Origin of the sequence: Pseudoalteromonas neustonica (assembly GCF_001653135.1) — a bacterium.
Lineage (GTDB): Bacteria > Pseudomonadota > Gammaproteobacteria > Enterobacterales > Alteromonadaceae > Pseudoalteromonas > Pseudoalteromonas neustonica.
In genome coordinates this window covers 164228-188900 of the sequence record NZ_BDDS01000008.1, presented here as the reverse complement: position 1 = coordinate 188900, position 24673 = coordinate 164228, and the positions used below count along the sequence as shown (strand labels likewise).

At 40.2% G+C, this 24673-nt stretch carries 23 protein-coding genes; 13 read left to right on the top strand and 10 right to left on the bottom strand.

All coding sequences use genetic code 11. The features are described from left to right. Positions 1–1035: 1035 nt before the first annotated feature. From A7967_RS13630 to A7967_RS13615, 4 genes are all read left to right on the top strand, one after another. On the top strand, positions 1036–2040 hold the full coding sequence (locus A7967_RS13630) for a Fe(3+) ABC transporter substrate-binding protein (RefSeq protein ID WP_054203092.1): 1005 nt from the start codon (positions 1036–1038) through the stop codon (positions 2038–2040). Continuing rightward, positions 2040–3671 (top strand): ABC transporter permease, encoded by a 1632-nt coding sequence (locus A7967_RS13625; RefSeq protein ID WP_054203093.1) that lies wholly within the window; start codon positions 2040–2042, stop codon positions 3669–3671. The genes A7967_RS13630 and A7967_RS13625 overlap by 1 nt, the downstream gene beginning before the upstream one ends. After that, positions 3672–4721 carry an ABC transporter ATP-binding protein gene (locus tag A7967_RS13620; RefSeq protein WP_054203094.1) on the top strand — a complete coding sequence of 350 codons (1050 nt, stop codon included), beginning with the start codon at positions 3672–3674 and terminating at the stop codon, positions 4719–4721. It abuts the gene before it with no gap. A 63-nt stretch (positions 4722–4784) separates the two neighbouring features. After that, positions 4785–5684, top strand: a complete 900-nt coding sequence (locus A7967_RS13615) for a Dyp-type peroxidase (RefSeq protein ID WP_054203095.1) — start codon at positions 4785–4787, stop codon at positions 5682–5684. Here the strand turns inward: A7967_RS13615 and argR are convergent. Then, complete coding sequence (argR, locus tag A7967_RS13610) at positions 5681–6148, bottom strand: transcriptional regulator ArgR (protein ID WP_054203096.1); 468 nt, start codon at positions 6146–6148, stop codon at positions 5681–5683. The two genes, A7967_RS13615 and argR, sit on opposite strands and share 4 nt — an antisense overlap. A 217-nt stretch (positions 6149–6365) precedes the next feature. On the opposite strand from argR, the gene mdh reads away from it, so the two are divergent. After that, positions 6366–7301, top strand: coding sequence for a malate dehydrogenase (gene mdh, locus A7967_RS13605; protein ID WP_054203097.1), 936 nt, complete (start codon positions 6366–6368; stop codon positions 7299–7301). Positions 7302–7385: 84 nt separating this feature from the next. Here the strand turns inward: mdh and ispB are convergent, their stop codons facing one another. Continuing rightward, entirely contained in the window at positions 7386–8357 is a 972-nt protein-coding gene (gene ispB / locus A7967_RS13600; protein WP_054203098.1) for an octaprenyl diphosphate synthase, read from the bottom strand. A 421-nt stretch (positions 8358–8778) separates the two neighbouring features. Between ispB and rplU the strand changes: the two genes are divergently transcribed. The 5 genes from rplU (at position 8779) to A7967_RS13575 (ending at position 11700) form a co-directional block, all read left to right on the top strand. Further along, complete coding sequence (gene rplU / locus A7967_RS13595; RefSeq protein WP_004587921.1) at positions 8779–9090, top strand: 50S ribosomal protein L21; 312 nt, start codon at positions 8779–8781, stop codon at positions 9088–9090. A 16-nt stretch (positions 9091–9106) separates the two neighbouring features. Further along, positions 9107–9364 (top strand): 50S ribosomal protein L27, encoded by a 258-nt coding sequence (rpmA, locus tag A7967_RS13590; protein WP_054203099.1) that lies wholly within the window; start codon positions 9107–9109, stop codon positions 9362–9364. 154 nt (positions 9365–9518) lie between these two features. Next, complete coding sequence (cgtA, locus tag A7967_RS13585) at positions 9519–10679, top strand: Obg family GTPase CgtA (protein WP_054203100.1); 1161 nt, start codon at positions 9519–9521, stop codon at positions 10677–10679. Positions 10680–10751: 72 nt separating this feature from the next. Beyond that, positions 10752–11243, top strand: a complete 492-nt coding sequence (folA, locus tag A7967_RS13580) for a type 3 dihydrofolate reductase (protein WP_054203192.1) — start codon at positions 10752–10754, stop codon at positions 11241–11243. A 79-nt stretch (positions 11244–11322) separates the two neighbouring features. Further along, positions 11323–11700, top strand: a complete 378-nt coding sequence (locus tag A7967_RS13575) for a DUF3718 domain-containing protein (RefSeq protein ID WP_054203101.1) — start codon at positions 11323–11325, stop codon at positions 11698–11700. 621 nt (positions 11701–12321) lie between these two features. Here A7967_RS13575 and A7967_RS13570 read toward each other — a convergent pair. The 7 genes from A7967_RS13570 to lptD form a co-directional block, all read right to left on the bottom strand. Continuing rightward, complete coding sequence (locus tag A7967_RS13570) at positions 12322–14337, bottom strand: methyl-accepting chemotaxis protein (protein WP_054203102.1); 2016 nt, start codon at positions 14335–14337, stop codon at positions 12322–12324. Between the two features lie 122 nt (positions 14338–14459). Continuing rightward, positions 14460–15284, bottom strand: coding sequence for a symmetrical bis(5'-nucleosyl)-tetraphosphatase (locus A7967_RS13565; protein WP_064435799.1), 825 nt, complete (start codon positions 15282–15284; stop codon positions 14460–14462). Between the two features lie 5 nt (positions 15285–15289). Beyond that, positions 15290–15679, bottom strand: coding sequence for a Co2+/Mg2+ efflux facilitator ApaG/CorD (apaG, locus tag A7967_RS13560; RefSeq protein ID WP_054203104.1), 390 nt, complete (start codon positions 15677–15679; stop codon positions 15290–15292). After that, on the bottom strand, positions 15663–16469 hold the full coding sequence (gene rsmA / locus A7967_RS13555; protein WP_054203105.1) for a 16S rRNA (adenine(1518)-N(6)/adenine(1519)-N(6))-dimethyltransferase RsmA: 807 nt from the start codon (positions 16467–16469) through the stop codon (positions 15663–15665). Before rsmA ends, apaG begins: the two co-directional genes overlap by 17 nt. Continuing rightward, the gene (gene pdxA, locus A7967_RS13550; RefSeq protein ID WP_054203106.1) at positions 16466–17458 is read right to left on the bottom strand and encodes a 4-hydroxythreonine-4-phosphate dehydrogenase PdxA; all 993 of its coding nucleotides are present in this window, start codon (positions 17456–17458) and stop codon (positions 16466–16468) included. The genes rsmA and pdxA overlap by 4 nt, the downstream gene beginning before the upstream one ends. Then, complete coding sequence (gene surA / locus A7967_RS13545) at positions 17459–18754, bottom strand: peptidylprolyl isomerase SurA (protein ID WP_054203107.1); 1296 nt, start codon at positions 18752–18754, stop codon at positions 17459–17461. It abuts the gene before it with no gap. Positions 18755–18779: 25 nt separating this feature from the next. Continuing rightward, positions 18780–21026: an LPS assembly protein LptD gene (gene lptD, locus A7967_RS13540; protein WP_064435798.1), complete on the bottom strand. Its 2247-nt coding sequence runs from the start codon at positions 21024–21026 to the stop codon at positions 18780–18782. Between the two features lie 103 nt (positions 21027–21129). Here lptD and A7967_RS13535 point away from each other — a divergent pair, with 103 nt between their 5' ends. Genes A7967_RS13535 through djlA form a run of 3 tightly spaced genes read left to right on the top strand, consistent with a single transcriptional unit; the run spans position 21130 to position 23674 of the window. After that, positions 21130–22137, top strand: coding sequence for an aminoglycoside phosphotransferase family protein (locus tag A7967_RS13535; RefSeq protein ID WP_054203109.1), 1008 nt, complete (start codon positions 21130–21132; stop codon positions 22135–22137). A gap of 3 nt (positions 22138–22140) precedes the next feature. Then, a complete protein-coding gene (murU, locus tag A7967_RS13530) occupies positions 22141–22812 on the top strand; it encodes an N-acetylmuramate alpha-1-phosphate uridylyltransferase MurU (protein WP_054203110.1) in 672 nt (223 codons plus the stop codon). Beyond that, positions 22802–23674, top strand: coding sequence for a co-chaperone DjlA (gene djlA / locus A7967_RS13525; protein ID WP_064435797.1), 873 nt, complete (start codon positions 22802–22804; stop codon positions 23672–23674). Before murU ends, djlA begins: the two co-directional genes overlap by 11 nt. On the opposite strand, the gene A7967_RS13520 is transcribed toward djlA, so the two are convergent. Further along, positions 23657–24622, bottom strand: a complete 966-nt coding sequence (locus A7967_RS13520) for a DUF3530 family protein (protein WP_064435796.1) — start codon at positions 24620–24622, stop codon at positions 23657–23659. The two genes, djlA and A7967_RS13520, sit on opposite strands and share 18 nt — an antisense overlap. Positions 24623–24673 lie beyond the last annotated feature (51 nt).

Sequence of the window (24673 nt, the reverse complement as noted above, 5' to 3'; positions counted from 1 at the left end):
TGATAGCTGATAGCTGATAGCTGATAGCTGATAGCTGATAGCTGATAGCTGATAGCTGATAGCTGATAGCTGATAGCTGATAGCTGATAGCTGATAGCTGATAGCTGATAGCTGATAGCTGATAGCTTTATTCAGGCAAAAGAAAAGCGCGAACTATCTCTAGTCGCGCTTGCGGAATCTTCTAATTTTCTGCATCCTGCAATTGAACTTAATCAACTCCTAAACTTTACAATTCCATGTGATCACGCTGTTACTTATTCGTTCTGCGTGATTTAGGCTATCCGGGCCTATATCCAAGTAGTATCCATTCATCCATATCGGTAAAATCTATTACCCGTCCTTTATGCATCAATCCTAATGCTATCCATTTATTAAACAGTTCCATTGCGTTGCCTTTAAGGCCTGTCCGTCTATCCGTTTTTACAACATCCTGTAAACAACCTTCTTACGAACCCTGTTGTTAATCCATTACACATCATCCTGATGCTATCCATTTATTAACAGTTCCATTGCGTTACCCTTAAGGCCTGTCCATTCGTCCGCTTTTATAACATCCTGTATAACAACCCTCTTACGAGCCCTGTTGTTAATCCTTTTCGCATCATCTTGATGCTGTCCATATATTTACTATCCATAGTGTTGCTCATCCTGAGCCTGTCCATAATTCCATTTTTTCCTAACGTAACCTAAAATCCGAGGTTTATGAGTAATCATTCCTTGTCCGTTTACTCATTTAAGCCTAACTGCTTAACCGATGAAGTAAGTATAGAGCCTTTTAGCAAACAAAATAGTGGTCAAATCGGATGTAAAATATGGCTATTGAAATAACAAATAAATATAACCCTTAAATTTCAATGTTTTAGTTTGTTTTTTGATGGCTTTTCTGAGGTTTTATACTCAATGACTGGCACGATCGTAAGAGATATCTCACACGCAATTTCCATTATGGTTGTCAGGCATATTTAATGAGTGCACTTTAAATGGAGAAAAGGTATTATTTCATGATAATAGTTATTATTTAAGTGGAAGCGATATATGAAAAAGACGTTAGCAATTTTGGTTGGGTTAACCGTGGCAGCACCTGCATTTGCAGATGATGCGGTAAATATTTATTCTTTTCGTCAACCATTCTTAATTCAACCAATCTTAGATGATTTTACTAAGCAAACCGGTATTAAAACCAATGTGGTATTTGCTAAAAAAGGCTTAATTGAACGTGTTAAACGCGAAGGGAAACATAGCCAAGCTGATTTAGTTCTAACTTCTAATTTTAGTGATTTAGTACAATTAGATGAGCTAAATTTAACTCAAACAATCAATAGCGAAACAGTCAACCGCAACGTGCCTGCTAAATTTCGTGATGTTGAAGGCCAATGGATTGCATTAACTAAACGCGTACGTAATGTATATTCATCAAAAGAGCGTGTTGGTGCACTACCGCATTTAAGTTACGAAGAGTTGGCTTTACCTAAATACAAAGGTAAGTTATGCACACGCTCTGGTAAACACCCTTATAACCTAGGTTTAGTTGCATCAATGATTGCGCATCATGGTGAAGCACAAGCAAAAACATGGCTTGAAGGTGTTAAAGCAAACTTAGCGCGTAAGCCACAAGGTAATGATCGTGGGCAAGTTAAGGCCGTTAAAGAGGGATTGTGTGATATCGCGTTAGGTAACAGTTACTACTTTGGTAAGATGATTGAAGACCCAGCACAAAAACCATGGGCAGATGCTGTACATATAAACTTCCCAAATCAAGATAATAGAGGCTCACATATCAATGTTTCTGGTGTAGTTATGACTAAGTACGCTAAAAACTCTGAAAATGCCTTGAAACTTATAGAGTTTATGACCGACAATAAGGCACAGAATACATATGCGTCGGTTAATATGGAATATCCGGTTAAACCTGGCGTTGAATTATCAAGTTTAGTTGCGTCTTGGGGAAGCTTTAAGGAAGATAGCTTGCCACTTGATGAAATTAGCAAATATCGTCCGTTAGCGCTTAAGCTAATAGATGAGGTGAAGTTCGATCTTTAATGAGTTTTAAATTTTCGTTGTCGCGATGGCAATCTTTCGCGTGGGTTATTGGCACCGTGCTAGTAACCCCGCTGTGTTTTCTTCTTTTTGAATCTCTACAGGGGGATTCAGAGGTGTTTAGTCACCTCTGGGAAACCGTGTTATGGGATTACATCCGCAATACTTTGGTGCTTATTTTTGGAGTGGCTGTTGTCAGCTGTGCGATTGCACTCCCGCTTGGTTGGTTAACGGCTTATTGTGATTTCCCCGGACGAAAGCAGTTTGAATGGGCACTAATGCTCCCTCTTGCGATGCCAACGTACATTATTGCTTATGTATATACTGATTTGTTTGATTATGCCGGACCTGTGCAAATAGCGCTGCGTGATTGGTTTAATTGGCAGTCCCCAGACGACTACTGGTTTTTTGATATTCGTACCTTACCCGGCGCGATTATGATGATTGCTTTAGTGCTTTATCCTTACCTTTATTTGATTTTTAAAACAGCGTTGCGTGAGCAGTCATTTAAATTAGTGCAAGCAAGTCAATTGATGGGTCTATCACCTAGGCAAAGTTTTTTTAAAGTGAGCTTGCCGCTTGCTCGTGGTGCTATTGTCGCCGCTCTTGCACTTATAAGTATGGAGACAATGGCTGATTTTGCTACTGTTAACTACTTTGCTGTGAGCACTTTAACAACGGCTGTGTATGACACATGGCTAGGGTATTACTCACTAACTGCGGCTGCAAAAATTTCAGGCATTATGCTGCTTATTTTATTTATTGCTCTGATGATGGAGCGCTTTAGCCGTCGTGATCAAGCCGTATTTGAGCGCCAATCAGGGGTTAATAGTGATGCACTATATAGCCTTAAAGGGAAGCATGCCTGGTGTGCAACTACATTTTGTTGTGTGGTTTTGTTTTTTGCGTTTTTACTGCCTGTGGCAGTGTTGGTAGGTTATGCCATTTCGTATGCTGAACAAGCATGGAGTGATCAGTTTTTCCTTTATGCATGGCAGAGCTTTAAGGTGGCAGCTATTGTTAGCATCATTACCATCGGCTTGAGTTTGTTAGTGGTTTTTTATCAGCGAATAGCGAAGCAACAGTACCCGTTAATACCTGGGCGCTTAGCGAGTACCGGGTATGCTTTACCAGGTACCGTACTTGCAATTGCAGTACTATTACCCCTAACTTTATTAGATGATAAATTAAATGCGTGGTTAGAGCCGCTTGGATTTGTGCCAGGACTGTTATTAAGTGGCACTTTGTTTGCAATTATATTTGCATACGTTGTACGCTTTTATGCCATTGCCCATGGTGCAATAGAATCCAGTTTTATGCGCATTAGCCCATCGCTTGATATGGCGAGTCAATCCATGGGGCAAAGCCAAGGTAAAACTCTGCGCAAGGTACATATACCGTTGTTACGTCGTGGTATTTTAACCGCAGGGTTACTAGTATTTATTGAATGCATGAAAGAGTTACCAGCCGCTTTATTATTAAGGCCTTTTAATTTTGAAACATTAGCAACACATGTATTCCAATACGTTAGTGATGAGCAATTAGAGTTGGCCTCTATTTCAGCGTTATCGATAGTCGTAGTAGGGTTAATTCCTTTGTATTTTGTTAATCGCTCAATGGAGCAACGTAGTTAAATGAGCAGTTTAGTCTTAGATAATTTATCGTATCAGTATAACGGCACCGCAGTGATTGAAAATCTAGATTTAACTGTCGCCAAAGATGAGATCGTTTGTTTGCTTGGTGCAAGTGGTTGTGGAAAGACCACGACATTAAAAGCAATAGCAGGGTTAATAGAAGCCAAGCAAGGTAAAGTCTTTATTGATGGTAAGTTAGTAAGTGATGAGCAGTTATTTTTGGCGCCAGAGTATCGTAATATCGGTATGATGTTTCAAGATTATGCATTGTTCCCACATTTAACAGTGGCCGATAATATTGCATTTGGGTTAGCCAAAATGCCAAAAGCGCAAAAGCAGCAACGTGTTGATGAAATGCTTGAATTGGTACATTTAATCGGTTGTGCTAAACGCTTTCCACACCAATTGTCTGGTGGGCAGCAGCAGCGAGTCGCGATTGCGAGGGCACTCGCTTATAAACCTAGTTTATTATTATTAGATGAACCATTTTCAAATATTGATACCCAAGTACGATTTGAATTAATTGCTGATATCCGTCGTATTATTAAAGCGCAGCGCGTGTCTGCAGTATTTGTTACACACTCAAAAGAGGAAGCATTTGCATTCTCTGACACTTTGGCGGTGATGCATCGCGGAAAAATTGCTCAACAGGGCACCGCTGAGCAACTTTTTAGCTCTCCGAGTTCAAAGGTGGTTGCAGAGTTTCTAGGTCAAGGCATATACTTGGACGCAGAAGCATTAACGGCAACTGAATATAATACTGCATACGGGCGTGTTGAATCATTTGCTGCACGAGGTTCTCAGGCTCAACTAGGTCAGCTATATATTCGCCCACATCACCTTTTATTAACCGCGGTTTCAATAGGTGAGGAGGGTATTAATACAGTAACTATTATCAATAGTCGCTTTATTGGCTCCCATTATGTTTATAAAGTAATGATTGCACAGCAAGAAATAGAAGTTGCAGCTCAATTAGACCAGTCATTTAAAGAGAATGATCAGGTTACAATAAAAATAAAACCGCACACGGTAAACTTTTTCGCTAGTTAGAGTAGTGACTTTTTATTTTAAAGCAAAAGCGCCGTGTATGAGACTTTGAGTTAAGGAAATACCATGGCGCAAGCGCAATCGGGGATTTGTGCTGAGGCAAACCTACACGGTTTGCATTTATTTTTTAATGTATTTGATGGTCATGACGAGTCATTGCGTAAAAAATTAAAGCGAGTCAGTGTGATTCAAGACGAGTTCGCTGATCAATTTTCAGAATCTATGCTCTCAAGCCTTGTGGCTGTAGGCGCGCAGTATTGGCCACATGTTTTACCTGAGTTCATTCCAAGCCAACTACAAAGCTTTCCTAATATTACGCATAATGATCATGTTATGGGGGCACAGCCGTTCGATTTATTTGTACAAATTCGTTCAGATAGAGAAGACGTAAACCATTTGTTCGCATTACAAATACTTAAATTGTTTGCCCCTGATGTTGAGCTTGTTGAGCAAGTACGTAATTTTCGCTTTTTAGATGGGCGCGACTTTAATGGTTTTATACTCGGGGGGGATACCCCCCATGGTCGTCAAAAGCGAATCACGGCTTTAGTTAGCAGGCCGGGGCACTTTGAAGATCAAGGTAGTTATATCCATGTGCAGCGTTATAAGCATGATTTGAGTGTATGGCAGCATCTATCATTACATGAACAAGAGCAAATAATGGGGCGTACGCGATTAGATAACACGCTGATTATACCACCGTTAGAAACCAGTCATGCAGTACGAACTGAACTTAAAGACGAGCAAGGTCAAGCGTTGCTTCTCAATCAAAGCATGCCTTACGGTGATGTAAATGAGCAAGGTGTATTAGCAATAAGCTGCGGCGCATTTGGCTCGGTGTTCGAGCAGGTGTTACGTAGCCGCTTAGGGCAGGGCGAATGCTATGACCATTGGCTTGATTTTACACAAGCTGATATGGGGTCGGCATTCTTTGCCCCGTCAATTAACTTTTTAAAGCAGCTTTAAACTGTATCAAATAAAAGACGAACACGCTCAAGGGTTACATCAATTTCTGAAATTCTAGCTGGGGCGATAAAAATAGTGTCGTCTCCGGCAATTGTACCCAAAACACCATCTGCTTTACCTAATGAATCGAGTAAGCGAGCAATTAATTGTGCAGCACCTGGGCTGGTGCGAATAATGATCATCATCTCATTATGCATAATATCAATCACTAATTGGCGCAATGGGCTTTTTGCTGTAGGTACACCCATTTCAGCGGGTAGGCAATATACCATCTCTTGTTTTGCATTACGCGTGCGTACGGCGCCAAACTTACTCAACATGCGCGATACTTTACTCTGGCTGATATTATCAAAACCTTGCTCTTTTAGAGCGTCTACGATTTCGCCTTGAGAACCAAAATTCTCCTCTTTTAAAAGTGATTTAAAGGCTTTTACCAGTGCTTCTTGTTTATCATGTGGTTGCATGTTGCTGTTCTGCTCTTGTTATTTGATGAGCTAAATTCTACACAAAAATGAATATTTATGCAGTAGTTGTTTGTCTTATGCGCTTTGTAAACAAGAAAGTTTACAACTATGGTCGAAATTATATGCAAAATAAGCAGGATAAATTTGTCTTTAGGCATTAATTTCATTATCTTTAGAGCCACAAATATTTCCCTATCTCAAATTACGGAGAATTCCAATGAAAGTTGCTGTATTAGGTGCTGCAGGCGGTATCGGCCAAGCGTTGTCTTTATTATTAAAAACAGGTTTACCAGCTGGTTCTGAATTATCACTTTATGATGTTGCTCCAGTTGTTCCTGGTGTTGCTGTTGACCTTTCTCACATCCCAACAGATGTTAAAGTTGCTGGTTTTGGTGCTGACGCACTTGACCAAGCGTTAACGGGTTGTGATATCGTGCTTATCCCTGCGGGTATGCCACGTAAGCCTGGTATGGACCGTGCTGATTTATTCAACGTAAATGCGGGTATCATCAAAACATTAGCAGAAGGCATTGTTGCTAATTGTCCTACCGCACTTGTGGGTATTATTACAAACCCAGTAAATGGCACTGTGCCAATTGTTGCTGAAGTTTTCAAAAAAGCAGGTACTTACGATGCTAAGCGTGTTTTCGGTATCACTACTTTAGATGTGATCCGTTCTGAAGCGTTCGTAGCTGAGCTTAAAGGTGTTGATGTTGCAACTGTGAAAGTACCAGTAATTGGTGGTCACTCAGGCACAACTATTCTTCCTCTTTTATCTCAAGTTGAAGGTGTTAGCTTTACTGATGAAGAAGTTGCAGCACTTACTCCACGTATCCAAAATGCAGGTACTGAAGTAGTAAATGCTAAAGCTGGCGGTGGTTCTGCTACATTATCAATGGGTGCTGCTGCAGCACGTTTTTGTATGTCTTTAGTTAAAGGCCTACAAGGTGAAGACGTTGTAGATTATGCATACGTTGCAGTTGAAAATGGCGATGCAGAATACTTCGCTCATCCAGTACGTTTAGGTAAAAATGGCGTAGAAGAGATTCTTTCTTACGGCGAACTAAGCGCGTTTGAGCTACAAGCTAAAAACGATATGCTTGATACGCTGAAAAAAGACATCCAAGAAGGTGTTGATTTCATCAACGCTTAACCTTGCTTATATCGCCAGCTATTGGCGGTAATAAAAAAGCCTGCAATTGCAGGCTTTTTTGTGCTCGAAATCAAATCGTTAATTTTAGTGACTACGATCAACAGCAATACGGGCTAGGCTAACTAAGGCTTCTTTATAAGGCGAATCAGCTAACACAGATAAACAAGCAATGGCTTTATCTGCTTCTTCGTTTGCTTTATTCATGGTGAACTCGAGTGCATTTGTTTCATTTAGCGTATTGAGTATTGCGTCTAAGTGCTCCATACCATTACTGTGCTCAATTGCATCACGAATTAGCTGAACCTGTTCAGCATTACCTTGTTGCATAGCATAGATAAGTGGCAGGGTTGGTTTACCTTCAGCTAAATCATCACCAATGTTTTTACCTAACTGATCTGCATCTGCATTGTAATCAAGTACATCATCAACCAATTGAAAAGCAGTACCTAAATGCATCCCGTATAAATTGAGTGCTTTAAGTGTTTTTTCATTTTGTTCAGTAATGACTGCAGCAAGCCCTGTAGCAGCTTCGAATAACTTAGCTGTCTTAGAGTAAATAACCTGCATATAACTGTCTTCAGTGGTGTCAGGGTCATTGCAGTTCATTAATTGCAGCACTTCACCTTCAGCAATCACGTTCGTTGCATCGGCAAGTATTTGCATTACCTGCATTTTACCAATCCCGACCATAAGCTGAAATGAGCGAGTGTAGATAAAGTCGCCGACCAATACGCTTGCAGCATTACCAAATTCAGCATTTGCTGTTGGTGTGCCGCGACGTAGGTTTGACTCATCAACAACATCGTCATGAAGCAGTGTTGCAGTGTGAATAAATTCAACAATGGTTGCTAAGGTGATATGGTCTTTGCCTTCATAGCCAAGTGCTTTGGCCGCTAAAATAGCTAACATAGGACGAACGCGTTTGCCGCCACTGTTAACAATATATAAGCCAAGCTGATTGACAAGTGCCACATCTGAGCGCATTTGCGCATATATAAGTTGATTGACGTTATTCATATCGTTTTCGATTAACGCCTGGATAGCTTTTATATCCATTGATCTCCGAGCCAAATTTAATGGGTATACGCAGCCGATTGTACAACAAAAAACGCGCTTGCTCGATATTTTGTGACAATTCCCTGAAAAAACACGTTTAAGCAGCTTAATTTAGCCTTAATTAGCCAAGTTAACTTTTTATTTTTTTAAAGTTGGCTTAATTCATCGTGGATGTTTTTTATTCATGACGTCTGTTTGCCTACTCTGTAACTTATTTGTCATTCGGTGTTAAAAAGCGCTTGGCATAACGTCAATTTAATATAAAATAGGGGAAAATATTGAATTGCTCTCAATGCAGCTATTTTTTATTCATTTAATTAATAAACGGGCTTGCTAGTTTTTGCACATTAGCGTAAACTTCGCGCCCTATTGAAGAATATTTTAGTTGCGTCGATTTGAGGGCGCACAGACGGAGTTAATTATGTACGCGGTTTTCCAAAGTGGTGGTAAACAGCACCGTGTGACTGAAGGTCAAACAATTCGTCTTGAGAAATTAGACGTTGAGACTGGTGCAGCAGTTGAATTTGATTCAGTACTTTTAGTTGCTGATGGTGAGAAAATCGAGATCGGTGTACCGTTCGTAAACGGTGGTAAAGTAACAGCTGAGGTTGTTTCACATGGTCGCGGTGAGAAGATTAAGGTTGTTAAATTTAGACGCCGTAAGCATTCTCGTAAGCAAATGGGCCATCGTCAATGGTTCACAGAAGTTAAAATCACTGGCATTAGCGCTTAATTAGAGGTACTTAGAAATGGCACATAAAAAAGCAGCTGGTAGTACTCGTAACGGTCGCGATTCAGAAAGCAAACGCCTTGGCGTTAAGCGTTTTGGTGGCGAATCAGTTCTAGCGGGTAGCATCATTGTTCGTCAACGTGGAACTAAATTCCATGCTGGCACAAACGCAGGTATCGGTAAAGACCACACTATCTTCGCAAAAGCAGATGGTAAAGTTCAGTTTGAACAAAAAGGTCCTTTAAACCGTAAATACATAAGCATCGTATCTGAGTAATCAGAATCGGTTCTTAAAAAACCCCGCCTTTGCGGGGTTTTTTGTTTTAAGTCTTAAGAATATATCCCCAAGTGTTTTTATCACATAGTGTGCTCTATAGGCCACTTGGGTATATAATAGAGTTATTAACAAGCCAATCCTAAAGTGAGTAATCATGAAGTTTGTAGATGAAGTAGAAATTCGCGCAGAAGCTGGCGACGGTGGCAGTGGTATCGTGTCTTTCCGTCGTGAAAAATATGTCCCAGATGGTGGACCAGACGGCGGTGACGGTGGAGATGGTGGTAGTGTTTATCTACAAGCTGATGAAAACTTAAATACCCTGATCGATTATCAGTTTGAGCGTTTTCATCGAGCTGAGCGTGGTACAAATGGTCGCAGCCGTAACTGTACGGGTAAAAAGGCTGACGACTTATATGTGATGGTGCCAGTGGGTACTCGTATAATGGATGTTGATACTCAAGAAGGTCTTGGCGATTTAACGCAAAATGGTCAAAGAATTTTGGTTGCAAAAGGCGGTTTCCACGGCTTGGGGAATGCGCGTTTTAAATCAAGTACTAACCGAGCGCCTCGTCAAAAAACACTGGGCACACCAGGTGAAGTTCGTAACCTTAAATTAGAGCTATTATTATTAGCTGATGTAGGTTTATTAGGTTTACCTAATGCAGGGAAATCTACCTTCATACGCAGTGTATCAGCAGCTAGACCTAAAGTGGCAGACTACCCGTTCACCACGCTTGTTCCTAATTTGGGTGTTGTGCGTCCAGAAGCAAATAAATCATTTGTTATTGCCGATATCCCAGGCTTAATAGAAGGCGCATCTGATGGTGCAGGTCTTGGTATTCGCTTTTTGAAGCACCTTGAGCGTTGCCGTGTATTGCTGCATATTATTGATGTAATGCCTGTGGATGGTTCAAACCCAGTTGATAATGCATTCGCGATTATTAATGAGCTACATCAGTACAGCCCTAAGCTTGCTGAAAAACCGCGTTGGTTAGTGTTCAATAAGATTGATTTATTGCCAGAGGATGAAGCTAAGGCGTTGTGTGAGCAAATTGCTGAAGAGCTTGGCGAGACTGAAAATATTTATAGTATTTCAGCAATTAATAAATTACATACACAGCCTCTTATTCATAACATCATGACACTGCTTGATAGTATGCCGAAAGAGAAGTTTGTGCCAATCGAAGATGAAGATGTTGAGTTTAAATGGGATACTTACCATAAAGATGCGACTAAGAAGAAGAATGATGACGACGATGATTGGGACAACTGGGATGACGATGATTATGACGTTGAAGTTGTCTACGAACGTTAATCAGAGATAGATTATATAAAAGGAGCCTGTGCTCCTTTTTTCTTGTTTAATGAAAAAGTATTGGATGTTAATGTGAAAATTTCAATGATTGCCGCGATGGCTAACAACCGAGTTATAGGCCAAGATAATAAAATGCCATGGCATTTACCTGCTGATTTACAGCATTTTAAAGCGGTAACAATGAGTAAACCTGTGATCATGGGACGTAAAACATTTGAGTCAATCGGTCGTCCTTTACCTGGACGAAAAAATATAATCATTAGTCGTAACACTGAATATAGTGCACCAGGTATTGAGGTTGTAGCATCGCCAGAAGCCGCGCTTTCATTGGCTTGTGAGAGTGATGAAGTGATGATTATTGGTGGTGGAAATATTTATCAGCAATTTTTAGAACGCGCAGATTCACTCTATCTTACTTTTATTGAGCTTGATGTTGACGGGGATACGCAATTTCCTGATTATGAAAAAATGGCTAATTGGCACGTTGTTGAAGAACAATTTAACCAAGCTGATGAAAAGAATTTACATGCCTATAAATTCGTTACATTAGATAAAATTACGTAACATTATTGCGCTTATTCTTATACGTTGGTACAATATTAGACAATTAGGGTAGGTTAAAAGTATTACACAAGGGTACAAAATGATTAAATTATCGACGTTACTTATTGCTGCAACAGTAGTTTCTGGTTCTATGGTTTTCAGTGCACCAGCTAAAGCAGATGATCAATTAGCAGTTTCAATCTGCGAATACATTGCTGCGGATGATAAAAACCGCTTGCGTAGTAAGCTTAAGAGCTCGCGTGTAAAGATTCGTAATATTTACGATGCTGTACAATGTAATGGTAATAACCTTCTTCGTCATGCGATTGCCAGCAATGCGGCAGATGCAGGTGAGTATGTTGTGAAAAACCTATCTAAAAGTTCATTATCTGACGGTGCAGACATAGCATGGGCTGAGGCAAACGGCCATGGCGGCTCTGCACTAATTGCAGTAATTAAAGATCGTGCGGGTTTATAACCGCTGATTTAATTATTAAAAAAACCGCGGCTGCCGCGGTTTTTTTATGGCGATTCGAATATGGCGTTACCTTATACCAATCTGCATAAATATTTGAACAATTTAACGAATTAAATCACGCTATAACGTCGTTAAAAATTTTTATTTAGAACAACTAGATATAAAAATTTTTGCCTAGGGCGTGTTGACCTTTGTGGATTGAAATTTGCTCAAACGCGGGGAGGTTTAATCGCTCCGCGAGGTTTGGAGTCGAGTGGGCTGAGTAAAAACCAAGCAACAAGGAAAGAGTCAATCGCCCCTAGGAAGAACCCTTTGGGCAGCGCATGTTTGGCATTTATACTGCGTTATCGCCCATTTATGAGGAACAACCACACACCATAGGCGCTGCCTTGCCTAAATACCAAACATACTGCTGTAAAATCAATCACGAAAGGTCAACACGCCCTAGCGTTAAGTAAAAAGATATTTAGGATTGGGTTGAGCTTTATTCATACCAAATTTAGGTGAAAATCTAATGTGGTTGGTGTGATTCTTAATCGAATAACTTTACTCTTGAACTTAGATTAAAAAAGCCGCGCTTGTGATTTCAAGCGCGGCTTTTTATCTTTTTTACTCTTTATATTATACTTTAAATGCATCTACCGATAAGCGTAATTCTTCGGCAAGTTTAGCTACTTCCGAGCTTGATATATTGGTCTGGTTAGCTCCCTCAGCAGTTTGTTCAGCGATTGCGACTATTGACTCTAGGCGTTCGCTGATCTCTTGAGATACTTGTTGCTGCTCTTGTGCTGCGGTTGAAATCTCTTCACTTACATCGTGTGCTTGTGCTACGGCTGCTGTGATTGAATCTAAGGCTGTGTTTGCTAAGTCAGATTGCTCAACGCATGATTCAGCTTGCTGTTTGCCTTTTGACATGGCTGCAACCGCAGCTTCAGCACCGCTTTGTAGTGATTCGATCATTGCTTGAATCTCTTGTGTTGACTCTTGTGTCTTACTTGCGAGCGAGCGAACTTCATCAGCAACAACAGCAAAGCCTCGGCCTTGTTCTCCAGCGCGAGCTGCTTCAATTGCGGCATTAAGCGCGAGTAAGTTTGTTTGGTCAGCAATACCACGGATAACATCAAGGATACTGCCAATAGAAGCACTATCTTGGTGAAGCTTATTGATCACTTGTGAAGCAGCGTCAACTTCACGCGCTAGTTGCTCAATGGTCGCTTTATTATGGCTTGAAATACCCTTAACACGGTCAGCTTCTTTGTCTGCATTTTTAATTTCTTTTAATGCTTGTTGTGCACTGTTGCTAACGGTTTGCGAGGTGCTGCTCATTTCGGTAGTCGCAGTAGCAGCTTGTTCAACTTGTGCTTGTTGGTTACGAATAGCTTGACTAGATTCACCTGTAATCGCCGATGTTTCTTCAGATGCAGCAGCAAGCTGTGTCGAACGAGAAATAATACCTTGGATCAAGTTTCTTAAGCTTTCAATTAATGTATTACAGCTACGAGATAACTCGCCAAATTCATCTTTGGCAGTATCATCTAAGCGTTGTGTCATATCGCCACTGGCAACAATGTCAAGGATGCGGTTTACTTCAGCTAAAGGTTTAGTAATGCGGCTAACGGTAATGTAGGCAACTATAATTGCTATCAGTGTTGCACTGATCATACCAATCCAAGTCCAAAGGTTAGCAGATTTAACATCGGTGCTTACATCTTTTTGCAACTCAAAAGCGAGATTACTTGCTTGATTAACCAATTTGTTAAGCTGCTTTAATGCTGTGGAAGTGGCAACCTCTGCTTGTGCAAGCTCAGCTTGGGTCATTGCGATCACATCAATTAGCTTTTTCTTGTTAATTGAAATGCTATTTCTGCCCATAACGTTGTCATTCAACGAAACAAAATAGGTATTTAGATCGTTAAATAAATCAGGGTTATCTGCTTCTACCGCAGGTTTTAAAAGTTTTAAGCTGCGTTCAATTTCTTCTAAATAATAGACTTGTTCGTTTTTGACGATATCTAACGTATTTTGTGTTTTTACTGTTAGCATATCCGTACTTGTAGTAACTAATGACAAGAAATTATTTTCTAACATATTTGCGGCTTGAAAAGCACGAGCATCTTTTTCTTCTAACCCATCTATGTCAATAATATCTAATACCACAGAGTTAGCATCTTCTGCTGCCAGTTCAATATTTTCTAATTGAGCGTGAAGTTTTTTGTTTAATTCTAGTTGGCTGCTTTTGTCTTTTAACAAATCTTCAACCGATTTGATAAACCCCTTGTATGTTTGTTCTACATCGAGGCTACTTTGATTCAGCTCTGGGTTGTTTCTTACAACATCTTGTAATTGTAAATAATATTTATCAAAGCGTTGTTTTTGAGCAAAAACTGCTTTTTTAATTGGAGCTAACTCTGCAGCAGATGATGTATAAAAACTACCTTGAGCTGCTTTGCTCATTAATATAAATTCAACTTGTAAATCAGAGCTTTTTTGTAATGCTGGAAGCGATAGTTGATTTACTTGCTGCGCTGAATTATTGATATTGGCTATTCTTAGCAGTGAATTCACCCCAATTAATAGAAGCAATAAGGTGATACAAATAAATCCACCCCATATACGTTGACTAACAGTTAAGTTCATATGAATTTCCATAAAAGAGTAGCGACAAGTGCTTATCGGCTTTATTGCAAATAAGTTAAGTAATTAAATCTAATTACTTTTAACATTGATTACTATAAATTTAACAGAAGATGAATAATTTTTCAGTTAAATGAGACAAAATTAGTAGAATTAACACTAAAGCGTTGCTTATTACTTAGCTCTAAGAGGGTCATTTTTCCTCCCCAAACACAGCCAGTGTCTAAAGCATGTATATGTGAGTGCGACGTTTTCCCTTCAAGTGCAGCCCAATGCCCAAAGACAATATCTTTTTTCAATGTTTTAAATCGAGGGTGATTGAACCAAGGGATCATTGCATTAGAGTCAGTAATAGCACCTTTATAACTAAGATCTAGTTGTTCATCGGGGGTTAGAAAGCGCATTCGAGTAAAGTAATTAACGATATAGCGAAATTTTTCAAATTTAGTAAGTTGTTTGCTCCAGGTACCAGGGTGAGCCAAGTACATATGATTGAAGAAATCATGAGCGTGAGCACTTTGATAGCAGTCTGTGGCAAATTGAGCATGTTTGAGAGCTTCTTTAATCGTCCATGCGGGGTTAAGACCAGCATGGCTTATAAATACTTGCTGTTCTTCAAGCCATAATGCAAGGGGTTGCTGTTGTAACATCTTTATGTAAGCTGGGAATTTTTCACTGCGCAGTAAGGGGCCTAACTTATCTTTAGGGTTGGCCGCTTTATTTAAAAAGTAGTTAGCAATGAGGTGTAGATCGTGATTACCTAACGTAACGGTAATACTATCTTGGTATGTATATAGATAATCTAAACAAGCGAGCGAGTCAGGTCCACGAGCAACAATATCGCCAACTAAGTAAAGGTGATCTTTGCTAGGGTTAAAGTCAACCTGTTGCAGTAAGGCGTGAAATTCATTAAAGCAGCCTTGTAGATCACCAATTGCATAGTTAGCCATAGTTGTTAATGTAAAATATTTGGCTGTGCTAAACGAAAAACATTAATTGGCGCGTCAAATTCAGTGCCAAATTCATTCTTCAAGGTATAGTATCCTTGCATGGTGCCAACAGGGGTGTCTAGTACTGCGCCGCTTGTGTACTTATAGCTTTCACCAGGACCAATTGTTGGCTTTTCACCAACGACACCTTCTCCTTGCACTTCGATTTCTTTGCCATTGGCATCGGTAATTAACCAATATCGACTTACCAATTTAGCGCTGCATAAACTATGGTTTTTAATTGTTACAGAGTACGCGAATACATATTTATCTTGTTCTGGCTGTGATTGCCCTTCAACATAAAATGTCTCTACTGAAACCTTGATGGGTGAGCCCAAATTACTGCTTGTTGTCATAAATCCAATTAGCTATATCAATAAATTGTTGTAACGAAAGACATTCTGCACGCAGCTTAATATCAATACCAATACTTGTTAATTCATCAGCCGTGAGTAAATTAGCTAGGCTATTACGCAGCGTTTTACGGCGTTGATTAAAAGCTTCTAAACACACTGTGTTAAGAATTTTAGTACTTTTAGCTGTACGTTGTTCTGGTTTTTTTGGAATTAACCGAATAACCGCAGAATCTACTTTTGGTGCAGGTTTAAAGCACTCAGGTGGTACTTCTACCACTGGCATTGCGTGGCAATAATATTGCGTCATGACACTTAAACGGCCAAATGTTTTACTACCTGGACCTGCAACCATACGCTTTACAACTTCTTTTTGAAGCATGAAGTGCATGTGCTCAATGTTGTCAGCAAATTCAAATAAGTGAAACAATAAAGGTGTTGAAATGTTGTATGGCAAATTACCAAAAACTTTTAATTTTCGCTCATCATTAATGAGAGTAGAAAAATCAAACTTCATCGCATCACCTTGGTGTACGGTGAGCTTTGGACCTAAAAATGGATGTTCGGTTAGGCGTAAAGCCAAGTCTTTATCTAGCTCAACAACGGTTAAGTGACCACTTAACTCGCTTACAGGCTCAGTGATTGCACCAAGACCAGGACCGATTTCAACTAAATTATCTTCAGGTTTAGGATCAATCGCGGTGACGATTTTATCGATGATCATTTCATCAAATAAAAAGTTTTGCCCAAAACGTTTACGGGCGCGGTGTCCTAAATGTACTTTATCTGTCATTGATTTTGTGCTTTTTCATGGGCGAGCTTAATTGCTTCGCGGATCGCTAATTCAAAACTGCCAACCTCAGCATCACCTGTACCGGCTAAATCGAGTGCCGTACCGTGATCTACTGAAGTGCGTATAAACGGCAAACCAAGAGTTATATTCACTGATTTGCCAAACCCTTTGTATTTTAGCACAGGTAAGCCTTGATCGTGATACATTGCCAGTACCGCATCCGCTTGTGATAGGTATTTATCCTGAAATAATGTATCAGCAGGTAATGGGCCAATTAGGTTCATACCATCGGTATTTAACTGTTCAATTGTTGGGGTTATCGTGTCGATTTCTTCACGGCCTAAATGGCCATCTTCACCTGCATGCGGGTTGAGCCCACACACTAAAATTCGTGGTTTTTCAATACCAAACTTAGTTTGTAAGTCATGGTTTAGTATCCCCGCAACTTTTGTCAAACGTTCGGCAGTAATTGCGCGTGATACATAAGCAAGCGGAATATGTGTGGTTACCAGTGCAACACGTAGTCCCTCGGTTGCAAGCATCATGACTACATCGGCAGTATTTGATTGTTGAGCGAAATACTCTGTGTGACCACTGAATGAAATACCTGCTTGGTTAATGATCCCTTTATGAACAGGACCTGTAACGACAGCATCAAATGTACCATCCATATTTTTTTCAGAAGCAATACGCAGGGTATCTAACACATATTGGCCATTTGCATCATTTAAAACACCAAGCTCAACATCAGCCCCTAAATCGACTTGATGAATATAAATACTGCCAGCAGGTGCAATCGCAGGCGCTGATGATTCATCAAATGGAATTAAGTTGATATTTAAACCTAACTGTTCTGCACGCTGCTGTAATAATTTAGCGTCAGCAATTGCGATTAATTGAGCCGGCCAGTCATGCTGGATTAGCTTTAAAAGTAAATCAGGGCCAATCCCGGCAGGTTCACCGGGAGTTATTGCTATACGTAGGGTCATTTACTGATCCAATGGAAAGATTTCAACATGGGCTTGTTCACGCATTTCTTGCTGCCAGTTAAAACTTTCTTCTTTAAATTTACGATTAAACAGCATGCCATGAGCACGATTACGTTTAGCTAGCTCAGTTTTATCAGCCACTCGCGTATCTAGCAACTGTATAATGTGCCAACCAAATTTTGTTCTAAAAGGGTCACTAATTTCATTTTTATCCAATGATAAAAGTGTATCTCTAAATGCAGGTACATACGTTGTTGGATCTGTCCAATCATACTCGCCGCCTTTTAGCGCAGAGCCTGGATCTTCTGAATATTCTTTCGCAAGTTCGCCAAAGTCTGCTTTACCAGCACGTAAGTCTTTGGCAAAACCATTAAGCATGTTACGGGCTTTTTCTTCACTTAAAATTATAGATGGGTTGATCAAAATATGGCGAGAGCGTACTTCGGTGGTTTCCACTACTTGACGACCACGAATATCTTGAACTTTAATAATATGGAAACCTGCGCCTGAGCGAAGTGGGCCAACAATGGCTTCTTTCTTCGCGCCTTTAACTGCTTCAGCAAATAGCGATGGCATTTCATTGATGCTCATCCATCCAAGCTGGCCACCTTCAAGTGCTTTAGAGCCGCTTGAAGATGAAATAGCAATACGCTTAAATTCTTTACCCTCTTGTAAAAACTCAATGACTTTATCTGCACGAGTTTTTGCACTGGCTATTTCATCTGCTGTAGCGTTGTTTGGAATATCAACAAGAATATGACCAATATCATACTCTTCAGTATTTTGACCTTGGCTTTCCATTATTTTTAATAAGTTGTCCACTTCCTGTGGGCTTATATAAATACGGCGATCAACATTGGCGCGCATAACTTGTTGCGTTGTGATTTCTTTACGAATTTCTTCACGATACACTTGAAAGCTTTCACCTGATGCCTCGATAGTTCGGCGTAAATCAGCAATCGACCCGCCTTGCTCTTTTGCCATACCAACCAATGTTTGATCAAGTTGACTATCTGAAATCTCTAAACCCATACGCCCAGCAAGCTGCATCATAAGTGCTTGGTTAACTAAACGCTCCATCGCTTGGATACGTAAAGTTTCGTCAGAAGGAAGCTCTTGTTTTTGTTCTTTTGCTTGCAGTTTTACGCGGTTAACGATGGTGTCAACTTCGCTTTTTAAAATAACGCCTTGATTGACAATACCGACAACTTTATCGATTTCAACAGGGGCTGCGAAAACGCTGTGAGATAGGCTTAAGCCTAATAATGCTGATGCTAATAATTTATTTAAATTCATACTTTTTCTAATACTCTTGCTAATACTAGTTATTAAGAAAATACGGTCTACGATAGCCAAAAATACCTTGTTGTAATAATTTTTGTGCATCATAACGGCTTTTACTACCTAATCCTTTCAAGACAATGTTAAAACCAATGCTTGAGTCAAAGGTGGCTTGTTCTAGGCCTATCGCCTGATTTAAATCAGTTTCGATTTGACGACGACCGGTAATTTGAAAGGCCCAACAGCAGGATTCATACTGCAATCCACTGAATGCCTCAATACTACGACCGCTTTCTAAATCACGGTGGTAGCTACTTACAAACTGCCATTGATCACTTAGCGGTATGCTAGTAAACAAGCCAACTTGCTCGATTGTATTGCCTGAGACATCGTTTGCATAGCGATGGTTCAATTGTATCAGCTGATTATCGTCACCTTTATAGTCTAAAGTAACATTTGATTGGATAATCTGCTTGCCATCAGTGTCATATTGTATGCCACCGGATAAATACCAACGACGGTGCCAATGTAACATGGTTTGCGCGGCAAACAAGGCATTATAGTTTGTATCGGAGTTTAACCCTTGCGATGTTGGCTTAGCTGAATCGCTCAGGTAGAAGATTTGTCCTGCACTGAAATTAAACAATTCCTCGCTTTTATTATTAAATAACCGGGTTGTTGCACCGAGTGTAAATTGGTTCGCTGCAGCAATACGGTCAACGCTTGAAAAGCGGCTATCGCGAAACAGACCAAAAAAGTCATCTTGTAGCTTAGTTGTATCGTATAAGCCAATATCTGATTGATCTTTATTTGGTGTGTATAAATATTGTATTTGTGGTTCTAAGGTTTGAATGCCGTTATCAGTAAACGTTGTTGTGTCACGTTCAAAATTTAATTGGCTGTGTAAACGAACTTTAGGAAGCGTACGAGAGACTGACTTAGCGTAGTCAGTACCGTTTAAGTCACCTTCTTGCCTATAGTTAGTATGTAGAAGGCTAAGTTCAGACAAAAATGACCATGCATGTTCTTGATAACCAAAGCTGGCTTTAGGTTCAATGTGTAAGCGAGTAGCCTTTTCAATTACCTCAGTGTCGTTAGTAAAGTGGCTTAATTCACCATCTAAGGTTAAATCAACGGCTTTAAATTGAAATGGTGTTGTTTGTGTAAACGTAATTTGCGGCAGTGCTGCGTAAGATTCTACGTGATCACCAAGCACTTCAAAGTTTTGTACTTGAATATCTGTTCGCCACAGTTCTCCTAAATAAGATAAAGAACCGGTGCGATATAGTTGTGTGTCGGTACTTGCAGCATAGCCTGAATTTAAATCAGTTAAGTAGTTATCATCGCTGACATTTGTAATGTCGATATTTGCGCGCCAATTTTCACCAAAATAGCTTTGTTGTTGCCAGTGAAATAGGAAGCGATCGTTTAGTTCAGGTTCAGATTCATCTTTATTTAAATACTCTAGACCAAGTAATCCTTGGCTTGTTTCGCTTAAATATCTAAATTCAGCCTGCAGTTGTAAGCCTTTATTAGACATATAACGAGGTGTGATGGTGGCATCGTAGTTTGGGGCAATATTCCAGTAGTATGGCGTGACTGTTTCAATACCATAACGATCAGAACTCGAAATATTTGGTGTTAATAACCCTGACTTTCTGCGCTCATCAATAGGGAAGGTGAAATAGGGCAAGTACAACACAGGGGTATCCATAATACGCAATACCATGTCATGTGTTTCTCCCCAGCCTTCTTCACGAGAAAGAGCAATTTCCTCAGCTTGAATTGCCCACAATGGCGTTTCGCCTGGGCAGGTAGTAAAGCTTGCGTTCAGCAGGTTTAAGCCAGACTTGTTAACAGTGAGTTTTTCAGCACCGCCATGGCCTTGTTGGTCAGTAAGCTTGTAATCAGCACCCAATAAACTAATTTGAGAGTTATTTAAATCAGCATTTAAACCTGAGCTTTTTACTTCACTAATTGGATCGCGATAAGTAATTGGGCCTGTAGCATTAAGGAGCCCGCGCTGTTTATCAATAAGTGCACTTTGTGCGGACAAACTCATAGTAAGGGTGTTAATATCAACGTTACCGGTAAATTCTGCGCTTTGAGTACCAAGCAATTCAATATCATCTGATTTGATATCGACCATGCCAAAGTCAAGGCCAGCAAGCGGTTGCCAAGCTCTGGTTTGCATTGAATTGCCACAAAGATTGTGTGCCAGTTCAGTTTCGGCAAGCGATGGTGCGCTGATCACACTTAGCATCATTATGCCCCAGGTTTTGCTCATTTATTAACCTTAATATGGTGTCGTTGAATATAGACCTCACATAATAAAGGAAAACAATGGCAAATACAGTAATTGACTTAGTGAAAAATAGATATCTTGTAAAATGAACCGTTATAAAAGTTTACAGCAGTTTTTAAATCCCCACTTTAGTGATGAAGAATACCAGTTAGCTGCGATCACGGGGGATGCGAGTTTTCGCCGTTATTTCCGTTTAAATCGCGGTCAAGATAGTTACATTGTTATGGACTCTGATCCAACTAAACTCGATAACACCCCCTATATTGAACTTAATAAAGTTTTTTCCGAGCATGGCTTCAAACTACCAAAAATATTACATGCCGATGAAAAACAAGGATTCTTCTTATTAAGTGATCTAGGCAATATACACCTCGCTGATATGCTAGAGGACAAAGAACGGACTAGCCACTATAAGCACCTCATAAAACTCAGTGCACAATGGGCTAAAATGCCGCCTGTAGCATACATGAAAGATTTTGACCGTGAATTTTTAGAGCTTGAACTCGGTATTTTCTTACAGTGGCTAGTGGAAGGATTTTTAGGGCTGACAGTGACACCCGCAATTGATGCCCTGTGGAAACGCAGCGCGGAATTGCTTATTGAAAATGTACTTGCCCAGCCAAGTGTTACAGTACATCGAGATTTTCATAGTCGTAACATTATGCGGAGTAACCAGCAATGGGCGATTATTGATTACCAAGACGCGGTTCAAGGCCCTGTGTGTTATGACCTTGTTTCATTATTGCGCGATTGCTATTTTAAACTGCCCCATGATGAACTCGAATATTTACTTGAGCACGCCTATAAAGAGTTTAAGGAGCAAGGTCTGATCAGTGCTAACGTAAGTTTTGCACAATTTAAGCAGTGGTTTGATTTGACCGGTATTCAACGGCATTTAAAAGCCGCAGGTATCTTTTGTCGTTTAAATTTACGTGATGGCAAGCTGGGCTATATGGAAAACGTACTTCCGACATTACGCTATATTGCGGATGTGGCACAAGAACATAAAACGCTGCAACCATTAGGGTTATGGATTGCCAATACCATCATTCCTGCTACGCGTGTCGCGATAAAAGAAAAATTAGGTAATTAATAAATGAAAGCGATGATTTTAGCCGCGGGGCGTGGTCAAAGAATGATGCCACTGACAGCGAAATTGCCCAAGCCGATGTTACAGGTCGCAGGTATGCCGCTTATAGAACACCATATCGAGCGTCTGAAAAGCGCGGGAATTACAGAAATTGTAATTAATCTTGCATGGCAAGGTGATAAAATTAGTGATTACTTTGGTGACGGCAGCGCATTTGATGTAAAAATTATTTACAGCCACGAGCCTGAAGGGGGGCTTGAAACTGCCGGCGGGATCATCCATGCATTACCTTTGCTTGGTGATGACTTTATCGTTATTAACGGGGATATATTTACCGATTACGATATAAGCTCATTAGCGCAATTACATTTAGATATTGGTGAAGGGCATATCGTACTTGTTGAAAACCCTGCGCATAACCCTGATGGGGATTTTACTTTGCGTCACTTGGGCCCTGAAAGTCAAAAGTATACTTTTTCGGGTATTAGTCGGTTTCAGCGTCATTTTTTTGATGGTTTACAAGGCGGCGTATTGCCTTTAGGGCCATTATTACGCATGCGTTTGAACGAATGTGATGTATCGACACAGTTGTACATTGGTATGTGGAATGATGTCGGTACCCCGCAACGGTTAGCGCAATTAAATGAACATGTAAGAGGAGCACCTCATGTGGGGTAAAATTTTAGGTGCCTGTTTTGGTTTTATGTTTGGGCGTATTGTTGGATTGTTTATAGGCCTATATTTAGGGCATATGTTTGATAAAAGCCTCAAGAAAAATTTTGATAAAGCGGGTGGCTTTTCAAACTTATTTAAAGGTGATGATGATATAAATCAACGCCAAGCATTGTTCTTTTCAAGCTGTTTTGCTGTTATGGGGCATATAGCGAAATCAAATGGGAGAGTCAGTGAAACTCATATTCGTGCTGCCAGTCTATTTATGGATGAGATGGGTTTAAAGGGTGATGACCGTAAAGAAGCACAAGGTGCATTTAAAGCAGGTAAAGAAGCTGACTTTTCATTAAAAGAAACGGTTTATGATTTTAAAGAGCGCTTTGCTCGTCGTCATGATTTACTGCAGCTTTTTTTAGAAATTCAAATCCAAATGGCATTTTCTGACGGTGTGCTTGCCGCTCAAGAAAAAGAGCTATTACAAGAAGTCAGCAAGCATTTGGGTATTTCAAAAACACATTTTGCGTTTGTACTTAAGCGGTATCAGGCTGAGTTTTCATTCCGCCAGCAGCAACAACGCTATCAACAACAGCAAAATCGTCAGCAAGGTCAAAGCAGTAGCTATCGAGAAGGCTCAGGTCATCATGTTCCACCCAATAATGGCATGAGCCGCACTCAAGCCTTGGCGTTGTTGGGTTTAAATAATGAAGCGAGTGAGCGTGATGTAAAAATAGCGTATCGTAAATTAATGGCGCAACATCATCCTGATAAATTAGTATCTCAAGGCTTACCTAAGCATATGATGGAACTGGCTGTGAAAAAAAGCCAAGATATTCAATCGGCTTATGAGTACTTAAAAAAGGCGGCGTAAAAAACCGTCCACCTCTTTGGTTAATCGCTCATGTTGCTCCGGCGCTGAGCGTAAACCAAATAACTCACGTTGGCGGTAATCATATTTACTATGACGTTTTACCCAACGCTTTCTTTGGGCAATGCTTAACAACAAGTTGGAATTATCAACGCTGTAATAAACATCCAGCAGTGGTGGGCTAATCGTTGATATTGTTGCATTGAGCTTTTTATTTCGCTCAGTGTTTGGCAAGTAGCTGCTAAGGCTAATAAATGCATCAATATTTGTGCTTGGAAAGCTTGCATAATGCTCTAATAAAACCCCAGCACTGGCACCTTGAGCCACTACGACTATTTTCCCATCTTCATTTAAAGCACTTTCATACAAGGCGTTAAATCGCGAAATAAGGTTAAGCTTATAGTTATCAATAATCGCGTTGCTGATCATAGGAATTGCATCTACATGCTTGGGTGAAGCCATTGGTGCAGGGGCTTGTTCTAGCGCATCATTTGCAGGAGTATTAGTTGGTGCTTCGGTATTTTCTTGGGGATCGGGTGTTGTGGCTTCTGTTTCGTTGATGGCGCTATCGTTGACGGTGCTATCGTTGGCGTACCAATCTATATCAGGGACTGTCATTGCAATAGTTGCGTAGCCTAAATCATTTAGCTCAGTACGCAAAAAATTAACACCGTCATTATTCGTTGGTAAATGCTGCCAATCAGGAATAATTAAAACCACACCACGTTGTTGAGCACTCATATGTTGACGGTATAACGTTGTAAACTCTGTTTCGCCAGCGAGTAGGGGTTTTACTTCATCATCTGGCATTAAGCGTGCTAAATCACTGCTAGCAATAGTTGACCATGGTGTTGGCGCAATGAAATCGGCCGCAAGGAGGGGCGCTGCCAACATTAAACAGCCGACAAAGCTGATTAATTGATGGTTTTTTAATTTTTTGCCAATAATCATAGTAACCACGTGCAATGAATCAATATATGGTTATCGGCTTTAATTGTAAAA

Bases quoted from the DNA above. Each gene is read 5' to 3' on its own strand.
- A7967_RS13630 (WP_054203092.1), top strand. From the start codon at position 1,036: ATGAAAAAGACGTTAGCAATTTTGGTTGGGTTAACCGTGGCAGCACCT.
- A7967_RS13625 (WP_054203093.1), top strand. From the start codon at position 2,040: ATGAGTTTTAAATTTTCGTTGTCGCGATGGCAATCTTTCGCGTGGGTT.
- A7967_RS13620 (WP_054203094.1), top strand. From the start codon at position 3,672: ATGAGCAGTTTAGTCTTAGATAATTTATCGTATCAGTATAACGGCACC.
- A7967_RS13615 (WP_054203095.1), top strand. From the start codon at position 4,785: ATGGCGCAAGCGCAATCGGGGATTTGTGCTGAGGCAAACCTACACGGT.
- argR (WP_054203096.1), bottom strand. From the start codon at position 6,148: ATGCAACCACATGATAAACAAGAAGCACTGGTAAAAGCCTTTAAATCA.
- mdh (WP_054203097.1), top strand. From the start codon at position 6,366: ATGAAAGTTGCTGTATTAGGTGCTGCAGGCGGTATCGGCCAAGCGTTG.
- ispB (WP_054203098.1), bottom strand. From the start codon at position 8,357: ATGGATATAAAAGCTATCCAGGCGTTAATCGAAAACGATATGAATAAC.
- rplU (WP_004587921.1), top strand. From the start codon at position 8,779: ATGTACGCGGTTTTCCAAAGTGGTGGTAAACAGCACCGTGTGACTGAA.
- rpmA (WP_054203099.1), top strand. From the start codon at position 9,107: ATGGCACATAAAAAAGCAGCTGGTAGTACTCGTAACGGTCGCGATTCA.
- cgtA (WP_054203100.1), top strand. From the start codon at position 9,519: ATGAAGTTTGTAGATGAAGTAGAAATTCGCGCAGAAGCTGGCGACGGT.
- A7967_RS13575 (WP_054203101.1), top strand. From the start codon at position 11,323: ATGATTAAATTATCGACGTTACTTATTGCTGCAACAGTAGTTTCTGGT.
- A7967_RS13570 (WP_054203102.1), bottom strand. From the start codon at position 14,337: ATGAACTTAACTGTTAGTCAACGTATATGGGGTGGATTTATTTGTATC.
- A7967_RS13565 (WP_064435799.1), bottom strand. From the start codon at position 15,284: ATGGCTAACTATGCAATTGGTGATCTACAAGGCTGCTTTAATGAATTT.
- apaG (WP_054203104.1), bottom strand. From the start codon at position 15,679: ATGACAACAAGCAGTAATTTGGGCTCACCCATCAAGGTTTCAGTAGAG.
- rsmA (WP_054203105.1), bottom strand. From the start codon at position 16,469: ATGACAGATAAAGTACATTTAGGACACCGCGCCCGTAAACGTTTTGGG.
- pdxA (WP_054203106.1), bottom strand. From the start codon at position 17,458: ATGACCCTACGTATAGCAATAACTCCCGGTGAACCTGCCGGGATTGGC.
- surA (WP_054203107.1), bottom strand. From the start codon at position 18,754: ATGAATTTAAATAAATTATTAGCATCAGCATTATTAGGCTTAAGCCTA.
- lptD (WP_064435798.1), bottom strand. From the start codon at position 21,026: ATGAGCAAAACCTGGGGCATAATGATGCTAAGTGTGATCAGCGCACCA.
- A7967_RS13535 (WP_054203109.1), top strand. From the start codon at position 21,130: ATGAACCGTTATAAAAGTTTACAGCAGTTTTTAAATCCCCACTTTAGT.
- murU (WP_054203110.1), top strand. From the start codon at position 22,141: ATGAAAGCGATGATTTTAGCCGCGGGGCGTGGTCAAAGAATGATGCCA.
- djlA (WP_064435797.1), top strand. From the start codon at position 22,802: ATGTGGGGTAAAATTTTAGGTGCCTGTTTTGGTTTTATGTTTGGGCGT.
- A7967_RS13520 (WP_064435796.1), bottom strand. From the start codon at position 24,622: ATGATTATTGGCAAAAAATTAAAAAACCATCAATTAATCAGCTTTGTC.